The following is a 24,818-nucleotide window of genomic DNA, read 5'->3' on the forward strand; positions in this document are numbered from 1 at the left end:
CGGCGCGACTCGGGCTAGGTTTTTGAACCGCTTGCCGCCGATGTGCGCTGCCGGTCGAGAAACTTCTGCGCCTGCTCCCAATGCGCCGGCGCCGTCCATGTCGCGACGAAGGCGGCGCGCTCGGCAACGCGCGTGGCTTGCGACAACGCGCTTCGATGCGCGGCGGCAATCTGCTTCATCGCGCGAATGACGTGCGGCGGGCGGCCAACGAATGGCTTCACGAATTGCGCGACACATTCGTCGAGCGATTGACCTTGCGCGCACACGTCGTCGAGAAGACCTAGCGTCAGCGCTTCGCTCGCTTCGATCACACGCGCTTTGGCAAGCACGCGCATCGCGCGCGCCGGGCCAAGCAGCGCGAACAGATCCGCGGCGCCGCTGAAGCCTGTGGTGATGGCAAGCGTCGCCTGCACGAAGCCGATGCACGCATGCGCCGCCGCGACGCGGTAGTCGCACGCGATCGCCAGTTCCGCGCCGCCGCCCAACGCCGTGCCGCTCAATGCGGCAATCACGGGCACGGGCGTCGCGCGGATCGCATCGAGCGCAGCGGCCGCGTGATCGAACAGCGCAGCGGCATCGGCGTCGCTGCGCAGCGCGTCGAATTCGCGCAGATCGCCGCCCGCGGCGAAGCTGCGATCGCCCGCCGCCGATAGAACGACGGCATGTAACGCGGAGTCATGTGCGGCGTCGGCGAAGCTTTCGCGCAATGCATCGAGCGTCGCGCGATTTAGCGCATTGCGCTTGTCCGGACGGTTGATGGTCACGTAGAGCACGCCGCTGCGCACGCTGGTCAGCACCGGCGTTCCGGCCGCGTCCTGTCGCTCGCTCGACACTTCGCCGCTCATCAATGACCGCCCGCTTCGATCGAACGCTTCGCCTCTAGCAGCACCGCGCCGATCCGCTCGATCTGGTCTTCCATCCGATGGCGCGGGCCAGCGACGGCAATGCCCAGCACGTCGCGATTCACATCGACGGGCACGGCGATCGCGAACACGTCGCTGACGCTTTCGCCGCGCGTCACGAAATAGCCCTGCTCACGCGATTGCGCAATGTCGTCGAACAGGTCGTCGGCGGAGGTCAGGGTGTTGTCGGTGACGCTCGTCAGCGCGGCCTGCGCCAGGAAGCGTCGAAGTTCGGTTGCATCGACACGGCTCAGCATCGCCTTGCCAATCGAAGTCGAATGCAGCGGCTTCAACGCTCCCGCCGCCGAACTGTAGCGAATCGTTTGCGGCCCTTCGAGCACGCTCAGATAGACGATCTCGTCATGCTGCCGTTTGCCGACGATCACGGTTTCCTGCGTCGCGTCGCGCAGCGTCTGAAGCTGCGGCTCGATGCGTTCGAGGTAGGGATCGTTGGCGATGATTTTCGCGGCCATGTCGTACAGGCGGCGTGTCGGGAAGAGGTCCTTTCTTCGGCTCGTCAGATACAGATAGCCGCGTTCGAGCAGCACGCGCACGATGCCGTGACTCGTGCTCACGGGCAGCCCGGCCGCCTCGGCGAGTTCGCTGAGCGTCATCGGACGCCCTTCCGCCTCGAATGCTTCGAAGATGCCCAGTGCGCGATCGGTTGGTTTCATTTTCGTATATTCGAAAAATAATTTGGTATTTCGAAATTCAGTATAGGCCAATCGCTGGGTTGCGCCAGCGTTGGCTGCTCATGGAAAGCCCTGGTGCGTGCTTCGTAAAGCTGCGAAGCCTTGCTGTACAAGCTCTCGACGCGATTTCGACGACGTTCTTCGCTGTTCGACCCTTTCTTGACACCTCAAAAACCGACTTCTATAGTCAATCCATATATTCGAAATTACTTTCGAAATAGCGAAAAGTAAAGCTCAGCGGATCAAACACGACCCGCATCGGCAAGGAGACAGACATGTGGATGACGGAGCTCGACAAGACTGAGCGGCGCACCATGGCCGGCTGCTTCCTTGGCTGGACACTCGACGCGCTCGACGTGCAGGTCTACAGCTTCGTGATTCCCGCGCTGATGGTCGGCTGGCACATCACGGCTGCCGAAGCGGGCGTGCTCGGCACGGTGACGCTGCTGGCGTCGGCTATCGGCGGATGGTTGAGCGGGCTGGCCGCCGACCGTTTCGGGCGCGTCGCCGTCTTGCAGGCGACGATTCTCTGGTACGCGGTCTTCACGTTCGCCTGCGGCTTCACGCAGAACTACGAGCAGCTCTTCATCTGCCGCGCGCTGCAAGGCTTCGGCTTTGGCGGCGAATGGGCGGCGGGCGCCGTGCTGATCGGCGAAACGGTGCGCGGCGCGTACCGGGGCCGTGCGGTCGGCATCGTGCAGAGCGGCTGGGCCGTAGGCTGGGGCATGGCCGCATTGCTGTTCGGCCTGTTCTTTTCGATCATGCCGGAGCAACTCGCATGGCGCGCGCTGTTTTGGGTCGGCCTCGCGCCCGCGTTACTGGTGTTCTGGGTGCGCCGGCATGTGCCTGAATCAGTTGTCTTCACGAAGGGCCGACGCGAGCGGCGCAACCGCGGCATGCTTCGCCAGTTGCTCGCAATCTTCCGCCTCGACTACCTGGCGACGACCCTCAGGGTCTCGGCGCTGGCGACGGGTTCGATCGGCGGCTCTTACACATTCCTGATCTGGCTGCCGACCTACCTCAAGACGACACGCGGCCTGTCGATCATCGGCACGGCGGGCTATACGACTGTGATGATTGTCGGCGCGTTTGTCGGCTTCATCCTCGGTGCGTATCTGGCCGACTCGATTGGGCGCAAACGGACCTTCATGGTCAGCGCGATCGGCTCGGCCGTGATTCTCGCCGCCTACATGCTGATGCCGATCAGCAACGGCGCGATGCTGGTGCTCGGCTTTCCGCTCGGCCTCTGCGCATTCATGATGTTCTCGCCGATGGGCCCGTACATGACCGAGCTGTTTCCGACGCGTATGCGCGCGGCGGGCCAGGGCTTTTGCTACAACTTCGGCCGCGGTATCGGCGCACTCTTCCCCGCGCTGGTCGGCAAGCTAACGAGCGTGATGGGACTGGGCAATGCGATTGCGGCGTTCGGTATCGCGGCTTACGCCGTCATGCTGCTCGCCGTGCTGCTGTTGCCCGAAACGCTCGGCCGACCCTTGCCCGACGACGCCGAAACGCCGCTGCAAAACGAAAGTGGCGCTGCAAAAAGCTATACACCATCCTGATACCGACACGTTCCGCCAACGCCACCGACACATGTCCGAAACCTGCCAGGCTCCGCGCACGACCATCAAGACGCCCGACCTTAAGGCGCCGCCCGGCGCGTGCGATTGTCATATTCATATCACCGGTCCGTTCGAACGCTTCCCGCTGAGCGAGCACCGCGCCTACACGCCGCCCGAGGCAACGCTACCCCAGTATGAACACGTGCAGGACGTGCTCGGCACGCAACGCGTGGTGATCGTGCAGCCCAGCTTCTACACCACCGACAACGGCTGCACACTGGATGCCGTCGCGCACTTCGGCGTGCAACGCAGCCGTGCCGTTGTGGTGGTCGATCCGCAGATCGGCGATGCGCAACTGCGGCAGATGCACGAAGCAGGCGCGCGTGGCGTGCGCGTCAATCTGGTGACGCCGGGCGGACCGCCCGTCGATCATCTGATGCAGCTCGCCGAAAAGATCGCGCCATTCGGCTGGCATACGCAGATCTACGCGAACGGCGAAGATCTGCCCGATTTGCTGCCGATCCTGCGCCGCCTGCCCACCGATGTCGTCATCGATCACATGGGACAGATACCCGCCGCGTGGGGCATCACGCACCCTGCGATCACGGCGTTGCGCGCGCTGCTCGACGGCGGACGAACGTGGTTGAAGCTGTGCGGTTATCGCTGTTCGAGCGTAGGCTATCCGTTTCGCGATCTCGACGCACTCGCGACACTGCTGGCGCGCGTCGCGACGGAACGGTGCGTGTGGGGCACGGACTGGCCGCATCCGAATTTCGAAGGCACGATGCCCGACGACGGCGAGCTGCTCGATGCATTGAAGCAATGGGCGCCTTCAACGCAGGCGCAGCAACGCATTCTCGTGGACAACCCTGCCGCGCTCTATGGGTTCGACCCGCAATGAGCGCGCGACCCGTTGAGTACTGGAGACGAACATGCTGATGGAACAACAGATGCCGTCGAATGTGAAGTCGATGGTTTCCGAAGCCGAATGGAACACGCGCGTCGATCTTGCCGCGTGTTATCGGCTGATGCCGTATTTCGGATTGAGCGATCTGGTGTACAACCACATCACGGCACGCATCCCTGGCGACGACACGCGGCTGTTGATCAATCCGTATGGCTACATGTACGAGGAAATCACGGCGTCGAGTCTGATCACGATCGATATCGACGGCAATGTTCTGTTCAATCCGAACGAGGGCACGTACGGTGTCAACGCTGCCGGTTACGTGATTCATAGCGCTGTCCATAGCGCGCGGCACGACGTGAACTGCGTGATCCACACGCACAGCCGTGGCGGACTGGCTGTTTCGGCGCTATCGTGCGGGTTGTTGCCGCTCACGCAAACAGCGATGCGCTTTGGTCCCGTCGCGTATCACGACTATCAGGGCGTCGCGATCGACCTCGAAGAACGCAAGACGCTCGCGGAAGACCTGGGCCATGCCGAGGCGATGATTCTGCGCAATCATGGACTGCTGGTTGCGAGTGCCTCGATTCCGCAAGCCTTCAATGCGATCTACTGGCTCGAGAACGCGTGCCGCGCGCAAGTTGACGCAATGGCGTGCAATACCGAGCTGCATTTGCCGCCGCAGCATGTGATCGACAAGACCGCGCATCTGTACAAGCCGGAAACGCGCCGCCCGTATGGCGAAATGGAATGGCCCGCGATGCTGCGCTTTCTCGATCGACGGGACCCGTCGTATCGAAACTAGATGCTGGGCGGGCGCCCCTTATCGCGCAGCCCGCTTTGGCGTTTTCGGCTGCTGCTTCTGGGTCTGCCAGCTGTCCTCGTCGAGCAACCGGTCAAACAGACGATTGATCATCGTTTGGGGCAGTGGCGCCAATCCAAGCAATGAATTGAACGCTATGCCGCTTGCAGCGAAATAGCGAAGCAGTGAAAGCTCAAGGTCGCCCGATTCGCGCTGAAGCGCTTTCATCCTGTCTGCGTCCGCCGCTTTAGAGTCATCGAGCAGTTCCGGGCTCTCGACCAACGCGGCAAGCACAGCTCGCGCGACCGAATGCGGTTGCTTGATGGACTCCCGATAGACGGCTATATGCGCCGCGAGATTCGGTTCGGCTTTCTTGCCAGCGTCCTTGGCCAGGTAGTCGAGCCGGATCTGTTCAAACTGTTGCCGCTGATAATCAAGCAGCGCTGTAAGCACACCATGCTTCGTGCGGAACTGATGCAGCAGCCCACCCTTGCTCACGCCACTCTCGCGCGACAGCGAATCGAATGTAAGGCCACCCACGCCTTCTCGCGCAAGGATTGTGAATGCGGCCTCAATAGCCTTCTTGCGGGTCGTCTCGGAACGGGTCTGATTGTCCATTGATCAATAAAGATGTCGTCGCGTCAACCGGTCATGCTGTCTGTTGCGAGGTTAGCGGCGGCTGAAGCCGGCCCCGCCAGCCGCTGAAATCCGAAGCAAACCGGGCGTTCATGCTGGTAAAGGCTGAATTGTACGCCCGAGTTTTCCTTAAAAACAAACCGGGTAGACGGTTTACATATGAAAACGGCGATGCTACGCTTCGCCCACACATCGGGATTCACCCGACGTGACGCTCTTCCAACACCTGCCATCGGCTTCCAGGGAACATGACATGTTCAAGCTCAGACTGACTCCGCTCTTCTTCGCCGGCGCAACCGCGCTGGCCTTAACGGCCTGTGCTGGCGTGCAGCCCGTTGCGTACTCGGGTATCGCTTCCTCGTCGCAACTGAAGCAAAACCGGGAGGACGACTCCGCCAAGGTGCCGTACCGGTTCGCGGCCCCCGTTGTCTGGTCGCGTTACAACCAGGTCATCGTCGATCCCGTCGATATCTATCGGGGCAATGACAACCAGTTCGGGGATATGAAAGATGACGACAGGGCGGCGCTCGCTGGCTACATGGGCAAGACGTTCGCGTCGAAACTGTCGAAGCGTTTCGAAATCGCCGCACAGCCTTCGCCTGCAACCCTGCGCATCAAGCTCACGCTGACGGGCGCGGAACAAACCACGACACTCGTCGGGCAGGCGATGCACTTCGATATCGCCGGAAATCTTTATAACGGCGTGCAGGCCATCCGCGGCGGCAAGGGTGCATTCAGCGGCTCGGTGTCTTATGCGGTCGAGGTGTACGACAGTTCCAATGGGCACCTGTTGAGGGCCTATGTGACGAAGCAGTATCCGAACGCGATGAATCTGCCCGCTGCGTTCGGATCGCTCAGCGCCGCCAAGACGGGGATCGACAAGGGTGCGGATGCCCTCGTCGCTCAACTGAAGTAACGCCCGGCGAGCCACATCGACATGCGCCAAGCCGGAGAACGTGCGTTCGCCTCGCATCGACACGTCGACCGTATGAGCGATCCATGGACGCCGGCAATCGCTCACGACCCGGCGGTTTCGCCATGATGCATGCCGTGGCCGACCTCGTCATGACGACACCGCCGCCATTGATGGTCGTGATCGTGTTCGCGGTCACCTACTTCGTGGTGGGACTACCGGTTCATTTCACGCGCGGTGCTGGCTACAGGGACGTGCTCAGGACGATGGCGGGCGTGCTCGCTGCGCTTGTGTACATCGCGCTGGCCGTCGACTCGCATGCGAACGTTCACTAGTCACTGCGATCGGGCAGCGATGAAGCGTCTCTGTCGCCGGTTCAAAGTGGGTGCAGCTATCGTTCGCCGGTTCGGCAGGCGACTGTGCGACGTGATCACTGGAACGCTCTGATGAATAGCCGGCGCCGGCCGTCGGCTGTATGGCTCACTCCTATCGCCGCGCTGCTCGTTTGTGGCGCGCTGCTCGTTGCGTCCGTTGTGCAACGCGGACCTCACATCAGGATCAGCTTCGCGAGCGCCGAGGGACTCGAGGCGGGTAAAACGCGCGTGCGATACAGGGAGGTAGAGATTGGCACGCTGACAGACCTGCATCTCACCGCCGATCGCACACGGGTTCTCGCCGACGTGCAGCTGGAGGACTCGGCAAAAGCTTTTGCGGCATGTGATACGCGATACTGGGTGGTCCGTCCGCGCATCGGCATGACAGGTATTTCCGGGCTCGCAACGGCTATTTCAGGTTCGTATATCGCCGCCGATATGGGGCGCACATCCAGCGTTTGTAAAGACTTTGCGGGCCTGGAAATGCCGCCCTCCGTCACATCCGATCAGAAGGGAAAACGCTTTGTGCTTCACGCAAGCTCTCTGGGGTCGCTGACACCTGGCTCGCCCATCCTTTTCCGCCGCGTTCAGGCCGGTCAGGTTCTCGGATATTCGCTCTCGAAGGATGGTGCGGAGGTTATTATCGATGTCTTCGTCAACGCGCCTTATGATCAGTATGTCACCTCGAATACCCGCTGGTGGCACGCAAGCGGAATCGACTTGCGCTTCGATTCCAATGGGCTGAGGCTGGACACCCAGTCGGTCGCGTCGATCCTCTCCGGAGGGGTCGCGTTCGATATCGTTGGACCGGCAACGACGCGATCTCCAGCATCGGACGGCACGTCGTTCGTACTGTCCGCAACACGGACGGAGGCCGCGCGTAAAGCCGAGGATGGTCCGGCCGCACGCGTACTCATGAGATTCGGACAGTCGTTACGTGGCTTGTCGATCGGCGCACCGGTGGATTTCCACGGTGTTGAACTGGGTCAGGTTACGGCCATCGACGTCGACTTTAATGTTCGAACCGCTAACGTGGACATGGTCGCTACACTCGACCTTTATCCGTCACGTCTCGGACGGCGCTACCGGGAAGCACTCGGAAACGGTGATGGCGCCGAAGGCAGACGTCTGTTGCATCAGCTGGTTGCTGACGGGCTACGCGGACAATTGCGTACGGGCAGTGTGTTGACCGGCCAGCGATACGTCGCACTCGACTTCTTTCCGCACGCTCGCGCGGTCAGAATCGATACGCAGCGAACGCCCGTCGAACTGCCGACGGTACCCAATACACTCGAAGAACTTCAGGACCAGCTTGCCAGCATCGTGAAAAAACTCGACGATGTGCCCTTCGATGAGATCGGACGCAATCTCGACAAGGCTCTCCGGAACTCGGCGTCGCTGTTCCAGCAGATCGATAGCGAACTGGTCCCCGAGACTCGTGCGGCGCTGGAAGCTGCGCAGCGTTCATTCGACGCGGCAAACGCTACTCTTGCGAAGGATTCTCCGCTTCAATCCGATGTCCATCAGGCGCTGAGCGAATTGCGTCGAACGCTTGCCAGTCTCGGATCACTGTCCGAGTATCTGCAACGGCATCCGGAATCTCTTCTGTGGGGTAAGCCGGACCGCAACTGATCCAATCAAGTCAGGGAAGTTGCAACTGCGCACAGCGCGAACAACGCAAAGAGGGAGATTGCTGTCGTGAGGCTATTTGCTGTGGTTGCTGTCGTTTGCGGTCTGCTTGCTACGCCAGCTTTTGCTGCCAACGTCGGCTTCGAGGAAGTGAAGATCGCGAATGGCACAGAACCGCCATTGACGGTCGGAATCTGGTATCCGACGAACGCTGCGGCAGCCGAGCAGACCGTCGGCAATGTCACGGAGACCGTCGCACGGGATGCGCCCATCGCAGGCCGCGGCTTGCCATTAGTCGTGATCTCGCACGGCGGCGGCGGCTGGTACGACAGCCATTACGACACCGCCATCGCGCTGGCCCAAGCCGGCTTCGTGGCAGCGGCGGTGAGCCATGCGGGCGACACGTTCGACGATCAGAGCCGTGTTCTGCAGCTATGGCGTCGTCCCGCTCAACTGAACCGGTTAGTGGACTACATGCTCGACGAGTGGGTCGGTCATCAGCATCTGGACAAGACGCGAGTCGGCGCATTCGGCTTCTCTAATGGTGGCTTCACCGTGCTCGTGATGATTGGTGGCGTGCCAAATCTGTCCGAGATCGCTCCATATTGTCACGCACACCCGGATCACGACCTGTGCAGCGCGTTGGCGCGGGCCGGCGTCGATCCCGACCAGGGCGCGGCTGTGCCCGTCGGCGTGTGGGTGCGGGACCCTCGAATCAAGGCCGCCGTGATTGCCGCTCCCGCTTTTGGATTTGCGTTTGGACGTGCGGGCTTGAGCGGCGTGCACGTCCCAGTCCAACTATGGCGGGCCGCCGATGACCGTCATCAACCGGACCCATACTATGAAGAGGCGGTGCGCACCGACCTGCCCCATCCGCCCGAATATCACGTTATCCCGAACGCAGGACACTACGATTTTCTGCCGCCCTGCGACGCGCGCCTTGCCCGCAAAATGCCCGCCCTTTGCAACAGCTTGCCGGGCTTCAATCGCGCTGCGTTCCACGAGCAGTTCAATGGAGATGTGGTCGATTTTTTCCGTAAGCAGTTGCGCTGAGTCTTTCGGTTACCTCGGCGTATGGCGGTCGCTCTCTCTTCGTTCTCTTCTTCAGCGTGCATTGCTCGCGAGTGTGGCTTACATGGGCCTATCTAACAGGTTACACAAGCATAGCGGTTGTTCGAAGCGTACACGTTTCGGCTGAGCTAACCTGCCGCAGAAGCTAACAGTTGAGACCCGCGATGAGCGAAACGAAAATCACCTTTTCCCCAATGAGAATCAACGTCACCGCGATTGCCAACTAGACCAAGTATCGCTATTCCCCAGCGCGGCCCTGTGCGAGAAAGCCTCCGGACAATGCATCCGGCAATCGGGACCATCACAGCGTTCTTCGACATTGCGCGTTATGGTTATGCACTGCTCGCCAACGCGTTGCTGGACGCTCATGCCGTGCAAGCGAATCGAAAAGCAGCGCGTTATATGCCGGTTAATAAAAAAGGAGTATTCCTTTGCTCAACACCATTCTCAATGGGCTGTTGCCGGTTGCGTTCGTCATCATGCTTGGGTGGCTTTCGGTTCGCATCGGCTTGTTGAAGCATGACGATGCAGGCGTGCTGGCGACCCTGGTGATCCGGTTTGCGCTACCTTTTGCGCTGTTTGAAGGCGCGGTCAAAACCTCGCCGGACAAGCTGCACAATGTCGGCTTTGCGCTGTGCCTGACACTCGGCCTGATGGGTACGTATGTCATTGCGCTGGGCGTCGGCCGCTTTGTGTTCAGGCATGACCTGCGCACTGCCACCATGCAGGCACTGGTGTGTGCTTTTCCCGACATGGCTTACTTCGGCGCGCCGATTCTCGCCGCGGTGTTCGGGCCGGAGGGATTTTTGGCCGTGTTGGTCGGCAATCTCGTCACCAGCATCTTCATGCTGCCGCTGACCATCGTGCTGACCGGACTGGGCGACAAGAATGCGACGGGAAAGGGGCAGCCGGACGTGTTGCGGGTATTCGGACAAAGTATCGCGCGCGCCGTCATCAATCCCATTGTCTGGCTCCCGATCTCCGGCATGGTGCTGAGCTTCTGCCATGTCACGCTGCCCGGACCGGTATTGACCTCCGTCGACCTGATCGCAAAGGCTGCCGGCGGCACGTCGCTATTCGCGCTCGGATTGATACTGTATGGCGAGCGCTTTGTGATCAACGCCAACGTCCTGGTGAATCTGGGTATCAAGAACTTTCTGCAACCCGCCTTGATGGCGCTCGGCGCCGTCTTGTTCGGGGTGGTGGGCGCACCGGCTCACCAGGCCGTTATCACGGGCGCTGTGCCGACTGCGACCGCGGCCGCCATGTTCGCGCTCAAGAGCAATACCTACACGCGCGACGCCACCGCGACGATCCTCGTCAGCACGATTCTCGGCGTCGTAACCGAGGGACTGCTGATCGCATATTTTTTCTGATAATGCAGACGGGAGCCGTCGCTTCCAACGAGCGGGGCTCGACGACCCTCCCCCAGAACCTCGGCCCCCAAAAATCAGCCATCAAGCTGAACGCCGCAACGCTTCCACGATCCCCGCCGCCGCCCGCGCCGCCACATCACACCCGAGTACGATATGCGCCTCGGCGGTATCCTCGATGAAATCGTGACTGACGCCGCCAATGCTCGGCACGAAAAGCATGCATGCGGGAATGTGATGCGCGATCACCTGCGCATCGTGAGACGCACCGCTCGGCATGTGAATCCACTGACCCGGCGCGACTGCTTCGGCCGCTTGCGCAATATGCTGCTGCAACGCCGTATCCATCACGACCGGCTCCTCTGGACCATCGCAAGGTATCAGCTCAACCTGCACGGCATGCTGCAAATTCCACTCATCCACTAACGCAGCAAGCGCGTTTTCCATTGCATGCAGCCGCCCGGGGTTACCGTCACGGAACTGCAAGTACATATCAGCCTTGCCCGGCACCACACTGAACGAACCCGGATCGAGATCGATCCGGCCGACAGTCCACACCGTATCCGCGTCCGCCAGCCGATCAAACGCAGCGTCAACACGCGCGATGAATGCAACCAACGCCGCGCCCGCGTCGCGTCGAATGGACATCGGCGTCGTGCCCGCGTGATTCCGCTGCCCGGTGAAGCGCAACTGAAACTCGCGGATGCCGACAATCGTCGTCACCACACCAATCGATTTCCCCGATGCTTCCAGCCGACCGCCCTGCTCGATATGCGGTTCGAGATACGCGCGTTGTCTCGCACGATCGAGCACCACACGCGGCACATTCGCCACGCCCGCCTGTGCGAGCACGTCGCCGAGCAGCACGCCGTCACGATTGCGCGCGTGCTGTAACGACGCATCGATTGCATCGCCGACGAAACTGCGACTGCCAAGAAAACTCGAAAATGTGCCCTCTTCGTCGATCCACGATGCAACGTCTACCGCGAGGTCGCGCGTCGCAGCGCATTCGTCAAGGGCGCGCGCGATTTCGAGGCCATAGATCACGCCGAGCGCGCCATCCAGCCAGCCGCCAGTCGGCTGCGTATCGGTGTGCGAGCCGATAACGAGCGCCGGGCCGGACTTGCGCGAGCGCCCGAACACCGTCCCGACACCATCGATAATTGCATCCAGTCCTGCATCCGTCATGCGCCCCGCGAGCCAGCGACGCGCCTCCATATCGATCGGTGAGAGCGACAGGCGCACTACGCCGGGTCCATTGGCGCCAAAGCTGCGCAAGGTCTTGAGATCGTCGAGCAGGCGAACGGGATTGATGCGTGGGAAGTCGTGCACGCGAGTTCTCCGAAACATGAGTCGGTGAGCAAAGCACGATTTTCGCATCAACCCAATGAACTCGTGCTGGATGATGCCCGCACGCGCGGGCCACGAGCGTTCGCGTTACAAGAAGAGTGAATTCTTCCACTGACGGATTATCGAATACCTTCGCCCCACGTAGACTCGGTCGCACTTTCAATCTACGCATGCCGACATCGACCTCCTTCGGCAAGCAGTTAATGTGTGGGACCTTGCATGAACATCACCGTGCATCACCTCGAAAACTCGCGTTCGCAGCGCGTTCTATGGCTACTCGAAGAGCTGGCGTTGCCCTATCAGGTCATTCGCTACAATCGCGATCCGATCACTGGCCAGGCGCCGCCCGCCGTGAGCGGAATACATCCGCTCGGCAAGCTGCCGCTCGTTCAGGACGGCAACCTGACGCTTGCCGAGTCGGGTTTAATCTTCGAGCACATTCTGGACGGTGCTGACGCGAAGATCGGCAGACCGGCTGAACCGGAGAGCGCTCGCCGATATCAACACTTCATGCACTACGCCGAGGGCTCTCTGATGCCTCCGCTTTTCGCGCTACTTGTTCTGGGGCGAATGGGCGAGGCGGGGCGTACGGCTGCGGCGGATGTGAGGCGTTCTTTCGAAGACCATCTCGCGTGGATGGATAGCGAATTATCCAGTCGACCGTGGTTTGCCGGTGAATCGTTTACTGCCGTCGATATCATGATGAGCTTCCCGTTAGAGGCCGCCCGTCAACGCGGCGGACTCGATGACCGGTACGCAAATCTAAACGCCTTCCTGCATCGCATTCACTCGCGGCCCGCATATCGAGCCGCAATTGAAAGAGGCGGACCTTACGCATTCGCGTGAGTACGTGTCAGAAGAAGTGATGCACGCCAATGCGAAACACTGTCTGATTGGGACTCCTCTGCCGCCCAGGTGGCAAACTGTGTGTAGGCCGTAGCACTGCACACGCGTCACTTCGAACCCGATAGCGCGCGATGTGCCTTGATGTAAGAGCGCTACCCTGTACGACGGCACAACCTACACACAGTTTGCCGCTATAGGGCCGAAATCGTTCGCCAACGCCGGCCTTTGTGCGGGAGTTCGAAGCGGGTGATGCGTCTGTTCAGTGCGTTGGCAACGTACGCGGGCAGATTCGCTGCCGTGTGAAGCGTGGGACCGTTTGGGGGCCCTCAGGCAATAACTAGAGCTAGCGGTGTTAGCCGCTTTCTTTTGCCTACTTTTCTTTGCGGCGGCAAAGAAAAGTAGGTGCCGCCCCGCACAGGGGCGACGCCTGAAGCACGAAGGCATAAGGCGGATGCCGGCGAAAGAACAAACCAAACCGGCCGCGCCACGAAGGCCCAAACGCGGATGCCAGCGTAAAGGCAAAAAAACCAAACCGCCTGCGCAGCAAACACCAAACTTTACTGCGAATCATCGCCCTGATAGAACCTGCGCCCCGCCCCGGAACTGACAGAACTATCAGCGACCCCACCATACCCACCGCCAGCCTTAGCGGCATTTAGCCGATTCTGCGCTGCCTGAATATTCTCCGGATAAGCAGTCGAATCCGAAGTCGACGGGTTATACCCCGCATTCTCCAGCTCAATAACCTGCTGCCGAACCTCGGCACGCGTGAGAGGCGCACTCGACTGCGCATAAGCGGCAAGTGGCAACAACAAGACAGCAGAAATCACAGCAACATTCGCGACAAGTTTCATGGTGGCCTCCGATAGGGCTCTAGCGTAAACCCTATCTTACCCCCAGAAACGGGCACAACGCAGCGCACGCCACGCAACCACGAAGCGCAACTCGTTACCGTCGATGACAGACGCCTTGCCGCGCCTCACATTCAGCTCACACTCGCTTAGTCGCAATGCTCCTTGCAGATCAACTCAGACGAACAAAAACCCTTCATCTAAGGCGCAATCTCTTCCAGACTCCGCTCTCGCGTCTCCGTCATCTTCATCGCGCAAAGCGCACCAAACACGGCCACCATCGCGAACATCACAAACACAGAACCGATGCCTTGCTTATGCAGCAGCAACCCGGCCAGCGACGGCCCGACAGCAGACGCCAACCGCAGCCAGGAAGTCGCGAGCCCTGTACTAGTCGCGCGCATTCGAGTCGGATAAACCTCAGGCGTGTACAGATAGAGCACAGCCGCAATCGACCCAATCAGCCCATAGCTCAACGTCCCGAGCACCATTGCGGCCCACACATCGTGCGCGCCGAACACTCCTAGACATGCGAACAGAACGGCAGCAAGACAAAAAGCCGCCACAGTCCAGTTACGGCGCCCGACGCGATCGATCACATAAGCACAAACGAGCAGCAACGCGACCTGCGCAATATTCGTCATCGATGCAGCACGCAGCGCCGTCTGCAACGGCAGGTGATAAAACGACCGGTACAGCGTAGGCAACCAGTTATTGAGGCTATTCGCGATGAAGAACGCACTCGCCCACAACGCCCACACGACAAACGTGCGCCCGTGATAGAACGGCGACAGCAGTTCACGCCAGCCCGCGCGCGCATTCGCGGAGACATTGATCGGCTGCTTCCTCGGACCGGGCGCGATGCGGCGATCGGTGCTCGCTTCCATCGCGCTGACGACGGTTTCCGCTTCGTCGAGGCGTCCTCTCGCGATCAGCCAGCGCGGCGACTCCGGCAAGCGGGAAACCAGCACCGCGATCGCCAGACCCGGCACCGCGCCGATCCAGAACATGATCTTCCATCCGACGATCGGCACGAGCCACGCGCCGAGCTGTCCTGTCGCCATCAACCCAACGGGGAAGATCAACTCGTACAGCAGAAAGTACTTGCCCCGCCCGTGCGCATTCGACAACTCGCTAATGTACGTCGCGGCGACAGGCATCTCGCCACCGACGCCGATGCCCTGCACGAACCGGCACACAAGCAGCATCGCGAAACTGCCGCTCATCGCGCAGCCCATGCTCATCACCGACATGATCGCAATCGCGATGGTCGCGCTGCGAATCCGCCCGCGCCGCTCGGCGTACCAGCCGAATATCAGCGCGCCGACGAATTGCCCGATATAGCTCGCGCCGATCAGCACGCCGATTTCGAGCGGCTCGATATGCCACAGGCCGATCAGCACGGGCAGCACGAAAGCGATCGACAGCGCATCGAAGGCGTCGAAGAACGTCGCGCTGCCGATGATGATCCGCGCCTTCGTATGCCAACGCGAAAACGGCACGCTCTCGATGCGCCGGATCAGCGCCTCTTTCGCCGCATCTGCCGTAGCCTGAACGGTCGCAGTCTGCGTGACCTCCTGTCTCACTGCGCCCTGCAGCGCATTGCTTTCGTGCATCGTCGTCTCCTCTGCCATTATTTTTGTTAGTGCAACGCGTACACGGCGATCAATGCAATCACGACCACGAGGCCCAAGGCCCACGGCCAGGTCTTGCCGCCCGCGCTTCGTACCGGTTGCGCGGACGATGGCGCAGACGAGGACGAATGCATCGTCGCCGGGCCCGATGCGTTATTGGTCGACATCGCCGCATCATCACCCGCTACCTGCTCCTGCGGACCGACGACAGCCGCCGTGAAGCGGCCAAAAAAGTCTTCAGCCATCTTCCGTGCGACACCGTCGATCAAACGCGCGCCGACCTGCGCGAGACGCCCGCCCACCTGCGCATGCGAGCGGTACACGAGACGCGTGCCGGCGCTATCGGTCAGCAGATCGACATGCGCGCCGCCCTTGCCGAAACCGGCCGCCCCGCCCGATCCTTCAAAGGTCATCGAATACGATTGCGGCGGCTGCAAATCGGTCAGCACCATCTTGCCCTTGAAGCGCGCCTTGATCGGGCCGACGCTCGCGGCCATCACCATCTGAAACTGGTTGTCGTCGACGCGTTCGAACGACTCGCAGCCCGGCACCGATGCCTTGAGAATCTCCGGGTCGTTCAACGCAGCCCATACGCGTTCGCGCGGCAGCGGCAGAATCTGTTCGCCTGTCAGTTCCATCTGTCATTCTCCTTGTCAGCCGCCATCAAAGGCGCGTCTGTCTGCGCGCCAGAAAAGACGGCGGCTTGCATGATCCGTATCCAGCGCGTGACCGCGCCGCTTAGTGCCCCTCGTGCCACTCCGCGCCGCATCAGCCGAGAATGTGTTCCCACCTCGCGCGCGTCTTTTCCTGCAATTCCTTGCTGGCTTCCGCGACTTGCGGAAACTCGTGAAGAAAATCGAACGGACGGCATGCGTCGATGATCGCCTTCGAATTGAACGGCGCCTTGTATGGATTCGCGATCGACATCGGATCGTTCTTCGAACCCATCCCGCGTTTGACGATGTCGATATCGATGTCCGGGTCCGTGCGTGTTGCGACGGCCCACATCACTTCCTGCAGGTTGGCGGGATCGATATCGTCGTCGACCACGATCGAATAGCGCGACATGTACGCGCCAACGCCGCACTGGCTGAGAATATGTCCTGCCTGCCGCGCGTGGCCCGCATAGCGCTGGCGGATCGCCACAACGTTGAACATGCGCGCGCCGCCTATCTCATGCGCCCACACACCCGCGACGTCCGGCACGCCCGCGGCCTGCAGCGCATCGACGAGCAGCGCCGAGCGCATCACGGCCTTCGAATACGAATAGTCGTTTGGCGGCTTCGCGGGCGGGCTGCCCATGATGATGGGGTTGTTACGGTAGTAGATCCGCTCGATCGTCACGACGGGCGCGGTCTCCGCCTTGCCCGGGTAATAGCCATGAAATTCGCCGAACGGCCCTTCGATTTTCACGTCGCCGGGATGCGCATAGCCTTCGATCACGATTTCCGATGCGGCCGGAAACGGTAGTTCCGTCAACTGCCCCTTCACCACTGAAACTGGCTGCTTCAATATCGCGCCGATGTAGTTGTACTCGCACATGCCGAACGGCACTTCGATGCCCGAAATCAGATAGCCGAGCGGGTCGCAGCCGATCACGATCGCAACCGGGAACGGCTTGCCCGCTTTCATGTGCTTGTCGTACTGGATCGCGCCGTGCTTGCCCGGAATCATGTCGAGGCCGACGTGATTTTTGTCGTGAATCATCACGCGATAGGTGCCGACGTTGATCCAGTCGGAGTCGAGATCTTTCGTGACGACCATGCAGCCCGTGCCGATGTAGCGGCCACCGTCCTTCTCGTGCCACAGCGGCGCGGGAAACGAGAACAGGTCGACGTCGGCGCCCGATTGAATGTTGTCGAACACCGGACCGCTCGCCGTCGTCACAGGTTCGTATTCCGGCGCATGGGCCTGCCATTGCTTCGGCTTGCCGCGCAGCGTCTCCACCAGCGCGCGATGCGTAGCCTGATGTCCCACGCGCAAGATCGACGAAAGCCGCGCCGGGCTCGCGGTGCTGCATGTCAGCACGCGATGTCCCTGCGGATAACCGGGAATGTCGTCGAAAAGCAGCGCGGCGGCCCGTTCCTTCTTCACGTTCAGCTCGCTGATCGCGCCCAGTTCCAGGTTCCAGTCGGCGCCCGATACGTCGGTCAGTTCACCGAGCGCGCGCGCCTCGTCAAGCCATGCACGCAGATCCAGCGAATGAGTGTTCGAATTCTTTGTCACGTCCTATGTCTCCTTGTACTGCGTTTCCTGACGGGCGTTACATGCCGGTAGCGCGACGCTCGAAAGCTGCCCCATCGCAACATTGCGCAACATTGAGGCAACGCAATATGCGGCGCAAACGACCATCGTTCATATCGGGGATGAGAAGGATTCATGCGATGAGGCGAATCAGTCGAGTTCGCCGCCGGGCGGATTCGACGGCTCGCGCCGTCCATAACCGCCCGCGTATTTGAACGTGCCTTGTGCCGTAGCGATCAGTGTCTTCGAATCGATCCACGCTTCGCCGCGCGCGAAGAAGATCGAGCGGCCCTTGCGTTCGAGAATGCCTCTGCCGATCAAGGTCGAGCCAACGCCCTTGTCGAGAAAGTTCAGTGTCAACGACAAGGTCACGCCGTGAATAGGCCGTTGCGGATCGGCGCTGTACAGCCCCGCGTACCCGCAGGCGGCGTCGAGCAACGTCGCCACCACGCCGCCCTGCAACACGCGCTGGCGATTCAGCAATTCAGGCTGCAGATCCAGGCGAAATTCCGCGTAGCCTTCACGCCAATCGCTACGCGTCATGCCGAGGCTGGCAAGAAACGGATTTTCCAGCACATCGATGTCCATCGTTATTCTCCCTTCTGCGAACGAACGGCACGTCCCGCTCGTCGCTTCTTGTTGTCCTTGCACAGCGCGCGTTGCAAACCGCGTGCAGGGCCGCGGGTCGCCCGCACACCGCCGATGGATATCGGATGTTCCGGGTTTGCAACAATTGATTCATCTACGCCAATAGAGGACGCTTCGTCCAACGGGACCAAGAGTGCATGAGCGCTTTCGGCATGCGCAAACTAACTTTTCTCATGCCCGGCATGAAAAAGTTTCATTTCCGCAGGGGTCGTATCGGGCCGATCATCCGTGCATCCGGCGGCTTTCAGCCTGGGCAGCCGCCGGGCGCTTGCACGGCCGCGCAGCGCATCGGAATCCGCCGATGAAACCCGCTACAATCCGTTACCAGGTGACTTGTATGGCGCTGACATCTAGATGAGACCCTACATACCCTCTCTGCAGAGTTTGCTTGCGTTCGAGGCCGCATCGCGACACCTGAGCTTCACCCGCGCCGCACAGGAACTCGAACTGACGCAAACGGCCATCAGTCATCAGATCAAGACGCTCGAGGAACGGCTCGAAGTGAAGCTGTTCGTGCGGCGCCGCAATGTCCTGACGCTGACGCCTGCCGCACGCGAGTATCTCGACTCCGTGCACGAGGCGATCAATCTGCTGTCCATCGCAACCGCGCATGCGCGCAAGAAAAAACCGAGCACGGTGCTCACGGTCACGTGTCTGCCCACCTACGCGGTCAAATGCCTGATCCCCGCGCTGCCCGAATTCCAGCGCGCTTACCCCGACGTCACGGTCCACGTCGCCACCAGTTCCACCTTCAACGAGTTCGACCGCAACAGCTACGACGTGGCGATCCGTTATGGTTCCGGGCGCTGGGCGTCGGCGCGCTCCGACCGGCTGCATGGCGAGGAGTTCTTTCCCGTGTGCTCGCCCGCCGTGCTCGAAGAAGCGGGCAAGTTCGGCTCGGTCGCGGAAGGTCTCGCGCGCATGCGGCAGATTCGCACCTACTTCTATTCGATGTATCAGGACGACTGGCCCGCGTGGCTCGAAGCCGCAGTGCGCGAGCCCGTCGAATTCGCGGGCGAGTCGGTGTTCCACCTGCAACTGACATCGCTTGCCGCAGCCTGCGACGGCGTCGGGATTGCCATTGGCCGTACGCCGCTCGTCGACAGCGATCTGGCGAGCGGCAAGCTCGTGGCGCCGTTCGATGTGCGCGTGCCGTCCAGTTCCGCGTATTTCGTCTCCTCGCCCAACGACAAGGCGCGCACGAAGAAGGTCGAGATATTCCGCGAATGGGCGCTCGCGCGTCTCGGCGAAAACCATGCCCCGGACAGCGCGGCGACGCCTCGTCGCGTCATGGCGCCGTCCGTGCCGGAGCCTTGCTGAGTTCATGTCGAGCGCCCGTCACCCCGTAGCCGACCCGACCTGGCGCACCGTTGCCGCTCTGCTCGAACAGCACCGGCTGGAAACGCCTGACAAGCCCGCGATCGTGGATGTCGACGGGCAGGTCAGCATGAACTTCGAACAGCTTGCGCAAGCCGTCGACTCGATCGCCCGGCAACTCGCGCAGCGTGGCGTAACGAAGGGCACGCGCGTCGTGCTCGCCGACTGTGAAGCGCCCGACAAGCTGTTGCTGTGGCTCGGCGCGTGGCGTCTTGGTGCAATCGTGTGTCCGCTCGACGTGCTCTTCATCGGCCATGAAACGGCGCGCAAGCTGCTCGATACGATCCAGCCGGATCTCGTCGTGTTTCCCGACGATGCGGCCAATACGGCCGTCGCGGGTGCGCAAGTGCGTGTGGTGCGCTTTGCTTCATGGACATTGCCGGATCGAGTGCGCGCTATTCGTGGCGGCGATGCAATCACCCTCGCCCCTCAGCCGGACGATACAGAGCACCTCGACACGACGCCTTTGCCAGACGTCGCAACGGTATCCGACGCAAACGATATCGCATCGATGTGTTGCACGTCGGGCACGACGGGCATCCCGAAGATCGTCGTCTACGACCATGCGTGCTACTGGCTCAACGGACTCGACAGCATCGACCTGCTCGGCCTGAGCCGCGACGACCGCATGCTCGAATACCGTTCGTTCGACTGGTACTCGGCGCAGATACTCAGCTTCATTCCCTTCCTGCAACTCGGCTCGACGCTGTGCGTCGCGCGGCGCTTCTCGCGCAGCCGCTTCGGCGACTGGATTCGCGATCAGCAGGTCACGGTGTGCGCGGGCGTGCCGACAGTGCTCAACATGCTGCTCGAAGCGCCACTCGACATGCCGGCCGGCACCTTCGCCTCGTTGCGCGCGATGACATGCAGCACGGCGCCGCTGTCGCCCGTTCAGTGGCGGCGATTCGAACAGTTGTACGGCATCCGCATCCTGAACCTGTATGGATCGTCGGAAGCGGGATGGATGTGCGGCAACCGGCTGCAGCGGCGCAAGATCGGCACGGTCGGCTATCCGGCCGCGCACATCGCGTTCGATATCGTCGATCCCGAAGGAATGTCGTGCGGCCCCGACGTTGAAGGCCAGGTCGTGGTGGACGGCGCGAAGCTGGCGCTTGGCGTGCTGCAACGAGACGGCACGCTACTGCCGATACGCGGCACGCCGCTGTTCACACGCGATATCGCCGCGCGCGACGCGCAAGGCTTCGTGCGCATGGCCGCCCGCATGGACGACCTCATCATTCGCGGCGGCGTCAAGATTGTGCCGCAGGAAATCGAAGACGTGATGCGCGCGCATCCGCAGGTCCAGGACGTCGCGGCGCTGGGTGTGCCCGACCCCGTGTACGGACAGGAAACCGTGTGCTTCGTGGTCGCGCAGCCAGGCGCCGCGCCAGATGGAAAAGCGTTGCGCGCGCATTGCCGCGAGCATCTCGCGCGCGAGAAGTTGCCGAAGGAAGTCTTCGTGATCGCAGCGCTGCCGCGCAGCGCGCGCGGCAAGATCCTGCGCGACGCGCTGCGTCAGCAGTGGTGGCAGATCGTCAATTCGCGGCGCGATCTGTCCGAACCGGAGTGCGAATAGACGCGCCGCGCCTGTTTCAGTGCGCCTCGGCTAGCACCGGACACAACGCGCCCGGTTCCAGTTCACGCTTCGCCTGCGCAATCTCCAGCGAATGCGGCAGCTTCACGCCGTTTCTCGCGGCCGTCATTTGCGCTGCAATCGATACCGCGATTTCAGGCGGCGTCCTGCTGCCGATATAGATACCCGCCGGGCCATGCAGCCGCGCCAGCTGCGCGTCGTTCAGCTCGAACAGCCTGAGCCGTTCGCGCCGCGCGTCGCTGTTGCGGCGCGAACCGATCGCCGCGACGTAGAACGCGTCGGTCTGCAGCGCGTCGATCAGCGCAAGATCGTCGAGCTTCGGATCGTGCGTCAACGCAACCACGGCGCTGTGCCCGTCGAGACGCATGTCGAGCACCGTATCATCGGGCATCGTCCGCACGATGCGCACGCCCGGCATCGACCAGGCATCGGTGTATTCCTCGCGCGGATCGCAAACGGTCACCTGATAACCGAGCCCGCTTGCGATGACGGCCAGAAAGCGCGACAGGTCGCCCGCGCCGATGATGAGCAACCGATAGCGCGGACCATGCACGCTCACCAGCGTTTTACCGTCGAAGCGCAATTGCTCGTCGGGTAATGCGTGGCGCAGCCGCGCGCGGCCGCTCGCAAGATCCAGTTCGCGCGCGATCAGATTGCCGTCCGCGATCTGATCGCGCAGTTCGATCATCGCCGTCAGCGACGCATCGCCCGCCAGCGGCTCGATCACCAGTTGCATCGTGCCGCCGCATGGCAGACCGAAGCGCCGCGCTTCCTCTGCGCTGACGCCATAGGTCGCGACTTCAGGCCGCTCGCCCGTCAGCATCTGCGCGCGGGCACGCTCCATCAGATCGTCTTCGATGCAGCCGCCCGATACCGACCCGCTCACCACGCCATCGTCGCGCATCGCGAGCCACGCGCCGACGGGACGCGGGCTCGAACCCCACGTGCGCGTCACTGTCACGAGCGCCACGCGTCGGCCTGCCTTGAGCCAGTCGACGGCGTGATGCAGCACGGTCACGTCGATGCTGTCCATCGTCTCCTCCCTGACTCCGCGTGTTCAGGCGGCACGATACGCGACCATCTGCAACTCGACGAGAAAGCCATGATGCAGCTCGGGCACGGGCACGACGGCGCGCGCAGGCTTGTGCGCGCCGAAATACTCCGCGTACAGCCGGTTGAACTCCGGCCAGTTCTTCACATCGACGATATACGCGGTGCACTGCACGACGTCTGTCAGTCCGCAGCCCGCTTCCTCGAGCACGTTCCGGCAGTGTGCGAGCGTCGCGCGCACCTGGCGCTCGAAGTTGTCGGGACCGTCGGTGGCGACGCCCGGTCCGGGCAGCATGCCCGAGACGAACGTGAAGCCGCCTGCCTGCGTGGCTTGTGAATAATGACCGCCCGGGGACGGCGCCTTCTCGGTGAAAATAAAGTTCATTGTCAGACCTGTTCGGGTAAGGGTTTGCCGCGCGTCTCCGGCAGCCATGGCGCGAGCACCAGACCGACGAGATAGATGAAGCCGACCGTCACGGCCGCATGACCATAGCCGCCGAAGCGGGCGATCAGCGTGCCGGCGACAAGCGGCCCCGTCCATGCGAGAAAACGCGGAACATTGAAACACAACGCGATCGCGGTGCCGCGCACGCGCGTCGGATAGAGTTCCGGCAGCCACGTCGGCATCCACGTGTACTGGCCGAGACTGAAGAAGCCCGACACGCAGGCGACCGCGAGCAGCAACGCGACATCGTGCGTCCACATGAAGAGCACGGGCGTGATGATGAACGCCATCGCGAAGAACAGGCAAGTGATGCGCTTGCGTCCGTAGGCGTCGGCGAGAAAACCGAGGCCGATATAGCCCGCGATCGCGCCAACGTTGTAGGCCATGCCCGCGAAGCTGGCCCACCGGTCGGCATGCAGACCGGCATGCGCCGCTACAGCGCCGATATAAGGCGGCACCCACGTCGAAATGCCCCACCAGCCAAGCGTCGTGCTGAGCGACATCAACACTGCGATCCACGTTCTGCGGCGCAGCTTCGGGTCGGCGAGCAGATCACTCAGCGTGAAGCGCGCGAGCGCCTGTTCGCGGTCGTCGAGCGACGCGCCCGCTCTCTTGCGTTCGAGCGTGGCCTTGCGCTGCGCGTTTACGCGCTCCCATTGCTTCGATTCGGGAATGCCCGCGCGCATCCACAGCGTCGCGAGTCCGGGCAGCACGCCGATCAGATACATGTAGCGCCACGCGTGAACGCCCGTGCCGCTCATGAAAAGCCATATCAGCGACGCGATGAAAAAGCCCATGCCGAGTCCGCATTGCATGAGTCCGGCGCCTTTGCCACGATGGCGGTCGGGCCAGATTTCGGCTGTCATCGCTGTGCCCGTGGCCCACTCGGAGCCCATTGCGAGGCCGACGATAAAGCGCAGTGCCGCAAACGACGTCCAGTCCCACGCGAATGCGCTCAGGCCCGTCGTGAGCGAGTAGGCGAGAATCGCGAGCATCATCATCCGCTTGCGGCCGATGTAGTCGGTCAGTATGCCGCCGACGAGCCCGCCGATGCCCCAGCCGAGCAGCGTCAGCGCGATCACGAGCCCCGCATAGAACGGAATCTGCGCGTGCGCGGCCGGCTCGAGCAACTGGCCGAGCGCGACGCCCACGGTAAGCACCAGCGCATACGTCTCATAGCCGTCGAAGAACCAGCCGAGATTGGACGCGGCGAGCGCGCTCCACTGCTGGCGGTTGATCGAGCGATACCACACGACATCCGCGTCCGCGTCGCGTGCCTGCGCGCGCACGCCGCCGGACGTCTCCTCCAGGGGTTGCTGCATCGACCGTCTCCTGTCCCATGCAAAGCTGTGGATGGGAGTTAGCTCCCGCCTCACGCAAAGCAATCGTTCTTATGTGGTGCAGTAGCCGCGTGGCGCGTTACGCCGGCACAGCGCCCGCCGGCTTGCGCATCCTCGCAGCGAGCTTCACTGCCTCGATGATCTCGGGATACGCCGCGCAACGGCACAGATTACCCGACAAAAAATGCCTGATCTCAGTTTCCGTCGGATCGGGATTGCGATCGAGCAGCTGACGGCTCATCAGTATGAAGCCTGACGTGCAGAAGCCGCACTGAAACGCGCCGCATTCGATGAAAGCCTGCTGCACGACGTCGAGCTCGCCGTCCGCATCCAGATGCTCGACTGTGCTGACTTTGCCGCCGTCGGCCATCGCCGCGAGATACAGACACCCCGACACGCTCTCGCCGTTGACGATCACCGTGCAACAGCCGCACAAGCCTTGTCCACAGCTCTCGCGCGCGCCGTACAGCGCGAACTGCTGTCGCAGCACTTCGAGAATCGTGTGATGCGGCTCGATCTCGGCGCTCACCCGCTCGCCGTTCAGCGTGAAATGAATCGTGATGGAAGTGGCACTCATG

General features: G+C 61.9%; 24 protein-coding genes. 11 read left to right on the forward strand and 13 right to left on the reverse strand.

The window, feature by feature from the left end:
* Positions 1-14 precede the first annotated feature (14 nt).
* Positions 15-845, reverse strand: coding sequence for an enoyl-CoA hydratase/isomerase family protein (locus C2L64_RS41930; RefSeq protein WP_007577548.1), 831 nt, complete (start codon positions 843-845; stop codon positions 15-17).
* Positions 845-1,576, reverse strand: a complete 732-nt coding sequence (locus tag C2L64_RS41935) for an IclR family transcriptional regulator (RefSeq protein WP_007577552.1) — start codon at positions 1,574-1,576, stop codon at positions 845-847. Before C2L64_RS41935 ends, C2L64_RS41930 begins: the two co-directional genes overlap by 1 nt.
* Positions 1,577-1,869: 293 nt before the next feature.
* Here C2L64_RS41935 and C2L64_RS41940 point away from each other — a divergent pair, with 293 nt between their 5' ends.
* Genes C2L64_RS41940 through C2L64_RS41950 form a run of 3 tightly spaced genes read left to right on the forward strand, consistent with a single transcriptional unit; the run spans position 1,870 to position 4,868 of the window.
* Positions 1,870-3,156, forward strand: a complete 1,287-nt coding sequence (locus C2L64_RS41940) for an MFS transporter (protein ID WP_007577553.1) — start codon at positions 1,870-1,872, stop codon at positions 3,154-3,156.
* Between the two features lie 31 nt (positions 3,157-3,187).
* Positions 3,188-4,057 carry an amidohydrolase family protein gene (locus C2L64_RS41945; protein WP_007577554.1) on the forward strand — a complete coding sequence of 290 codons (870 nt, stop codon included), beginning with the start codon at positions 3,188-3,190 and terminating at the stop codon, positions 4,055-4,057.
* 31 nt (positions 4,058-4,088) lie between these two features.
* Entirely contained in the window at positions 4,089-4,868 is a 780-nt protein-coding gene (locus C2L64_RS41950; protein WP_007577556.1) for a class II aldolase/adducin family protein, read from the forward strand.
* Positions 4,869-4,886: 18 nt separating this feature from the next.
* On the opposite strand, the gene C2L64_RS41955 is transcribed toward C2L64_RS41950, so the two are convergent.
* The gene (locus tag C2L64_RS41955; protein ID WP_007577558.1) at positions 4,887-5,483 is read right to left on the reverse strand and encodes a TetR/AcrR family transcriptional regulator; all 597 of its coding nucleotides are present in this window, start codon (positions 5,481-5,483) and stop codon (positions 4,887-4,889) included.
* Positions 5,484-5,754: 271 nt separating this feature from the next.
* Here C2L64_RS41955 and C2L64_RS41960 point away from each other — a divergent pair, with 271 nt between their 5' ends.
* The 5 genes from C2L64_RS41960 to C2L64_RS41980 all read left to right on the forward strand — a co-directional run bounded on the left by C2L64_RS41960 (position 5,755) and on the right by C2L64_RS41980 (position 10,864).
* Positions 5,755-6,417 carry a DUF3313 domain-containing protein gene (locus tag C2L64_RS41960; protein WP_007577560.1) on the forward strand — a complete coding sequence of 221 codons (663 nt, stop codon included), beginning with the start codon at positions 5,755-5,757 and terminating at the stop codon, positions 6,415-6,417.
* Positions 6,418-6,500: 83 nt separating this feature from the next.
* The gene (locus tag C2L64_RS41965) at positions 6,501-6,749 is read left to right on the forward strand and encodes a hypothetical protein (protein ID WP_007577562.1); all 249 of its coding nucleotides are present in this window, start codon (positions 6,501-6,503) and stop codon (positions 6,747-6,749) included.
* Positions 6,750-6,947: 198 nt separating this feature from the next.
* Positions 6,948-8,420 carry a PqiB family protein gene (locus tag C2L64_RS41970; RefSeq protein WP_238554529.1) on the forward strand — a complete coding sequence of 491 codons (1,473 nt, stop codon included), beginning with the start codon at positions 6,948-6,950 and terminating at the stop codon, positions 8,418-8,420.
* 66 nt (positions 8,421-8,486) lie between these two features.
* The gene (locus C2L64_RS41975; RefSeq protein WP_039899779.1) at positions 8,487-9,470 is read left to right on the forward strand and encodes an alpha/beta hydrolase family protein; all 984 of its coding nucleotides are present in this window, start codon (positions 8,487-8,489) and stop codon (positions 9,468-9,470) included.
* A 449-nt stretch (positions 9,471-9,919) separates the two neighbouring features.
* Complete coding sequence (locus C2L64_RS41980; RefSeq protein ID WP_007577569.1) at positions 9,920-10,864, forward strand: AEC family transporter; 945 nt, start codon at positions 9,920-9,922, stop codon at positions 10,862-10,864.
* Between the two features lie 81 nt (positions 10,865-10,945).
* Here the strand turns inward: C2L64_RS41980 and C2L64_RS41985 are convergent, their stop codons facing one another.
* Positions 10,946-12,193, reverse strand: coding sequence for a Zn-dependent hydrolase (locus C2L64_RS41985; RefSeq protein WP_007577571.1), 1,248 nt, complete (start codon positions 12,191-12,193; stop codon positions 10,946-10,948).
* A gap of 237 nt (positions 12,194-12,430) precedes the next feature.
* Between C2L64_RS41985 and C2L64_RS41990 the strand changes: the two genes are divergently transcribed.
* Entirely contained in the window at positions 12,431-13,057 is a 627-nt protein-coding gene (locus tag C2L64_RS41990) for a glutathione S-transferase family protein (protein ID WP_007577574.1), read from the forward strand.
* Between the two features lie 557 nt (positions 13,058-13,614).
* Here the strand turns inward: C2L64_RS41990 and C2L64_RS41995 are convergent.
* The 5 genes from C2L64_RS41995 to C2L64_RS42015 all read right to left on the reverse strand — a co-directional run bounded on the left by C2L64_RS41995 (position 13,615) and on the right by C2L64_RS42015 (position 18,374).
* Positions 13,615-13,911 carry a DUF4148 domain-containing protein gene (locus tag C2L64_RS41995; RefSeq protein WP_007586894.1) on the reverse strand — a complete coding sequence of 99 codons (297 nt, stop codon included), beginning with the start codon at positions 13,909-13,911 and terminating at the stop codon, positions 13,615-13,617.
* A 197-nt stretch (positions 13,912-14,108) separates the two neighbouring features.
* Entirely contained in the window at positions 14,109-15,524 is a 1,416-nt protein-coding gene (locus C2L64_RS42000) for an MFS transporter (protein ID WP_090836065.1), read from the reverse strand.
* A 26-nt stretch (positions 15,525-15,550) separates the two neighbouring features.
* On the reverse strand, positions 15,551-16,180 hold the full coding sequence (locus C2L64_RS42005; protein WP_007586889.1) for a CoxG family protein: 630 nt from the start codon (positions 16,178-16,180) through the stop codon (positions 15,551-15,553).
* A 130-nt stretch (positions 16,181-16,310) separates the two neighbouring features.
* Positions 16,311-17,768, reverse strand: coding sequence for a UbiD family decarboxylase (locus tag C2L64_RS42010; protein WP_007586887.1), 1,458 nt, complete (start codon positions 17,766-17,768; stop codon positions 16,311-16,313).
* Positions 17,769-17,936: 168 nt separating this feature from the next.
* On the reverse strand, positions 17,937-18,374 hold the full coding sequence (locus C2L64_RS42015) for a PaaI family thioesterase (protein ID WP_007586886.1): 438 nt from the start codon (positions 18,372-18,374) through the stop codon (positions 17,937-17,939).
* A gap of 414 nt (positions 18,375-18,788) precedes the next feature.
* On the opposite strand from C2L64_RS42015, the gene C2L64_RS42020 reads away from it, so the two are divergent.
* Complete coding sequence (locus tag C2L64_RS42020) at positions 18,789-19,754, forward strand: LysR substrate-binding domain-containing protein (RefSeq protein WP_039901196.1); 966 nt, start codon at positions 18,789-18,791, stop codon at positions 19,752-19,754.
* A gap of 4 nt (positions 19,755-19,758) precedes the next feature.
* Positions 19,759-21,387, forward strand: coding sequence for a class I adenylate-forming enzyme family protein (locus C2L64_RS42025; RefSeq protein WP_007586882.1), 1,629 nt, complete (start codon positions 19,759-19,761; stop codon positions 21,385-21,387).
* 16 nt (positions 21,388-21,403) lie between these two features.
* Here the strand turns inward: C2L64_RS42025 and C2L64_RS42030 are convergent, their stop codons facing one another.
* The 4 genes from C2L64_RS42030 to C2L64_RS42045 all read right to left on the reverse strand — a co-directional run bounded on the left by C2L64_RS42030 (position 21,404) and on the right by C2L64_RS42045 (position 24,817).
* Entirely contained in the window at positions 21,404-22,438 is a 1,035-nt protein-coding gene (locus C2L64_RS42030) for an XdhC family protein (protein WP_007586880.1), read from the reverse strand.
* A 24-nt stretch (positions 22,439-22,462) separates the two neighbouring features.
* Positions 22,463-22,840 (reverse strand): RidA family protein, encoded by a 378-nt coding sequence (locus C2L64_RS42035; RefSeq protein ID WP_007586878.1) that lies wholly within the window; start codon positions 22,838-22,840, stop codon positions 22,463-22,465.
* A gap of 2 nt (positions 22,841-22,842) precedes the next feature.
* Complete coding sequence (locus tag C2L64_RS42040) at positions 22,843-24,222, reverse strand: MFS transporter (protein WP_007586876.1); 1,380 nt, start codon at positions 24,220-24,222, stop codon at positions 22,843-22,845.
* A 97-nt stretch (positions 24,223-24,319) separates the two neighbouring features.
* Positions 24,320-24,817, reverse strand: a complete 498-nt coding sequence (locus C2L64_RS42045) for a (2Fe-2S)-binding protein (RefSeq protein ID WP_007586869.1) — start codon at positions 24,815-24,817, stop codon at positions 24,320-24,322.
* Position 24,818 lies beyond the last annotated feature (1 nt).

The organism is Paraburkholderia hospita (assembly GCF_002902965.1).
Lineage (GTDB): Bacteria > Pseudomonadota > Gammaproteobacteria > Burkholderiales > Burkholderiaceae > Paraburkholderia > Paraburkholderia hospita.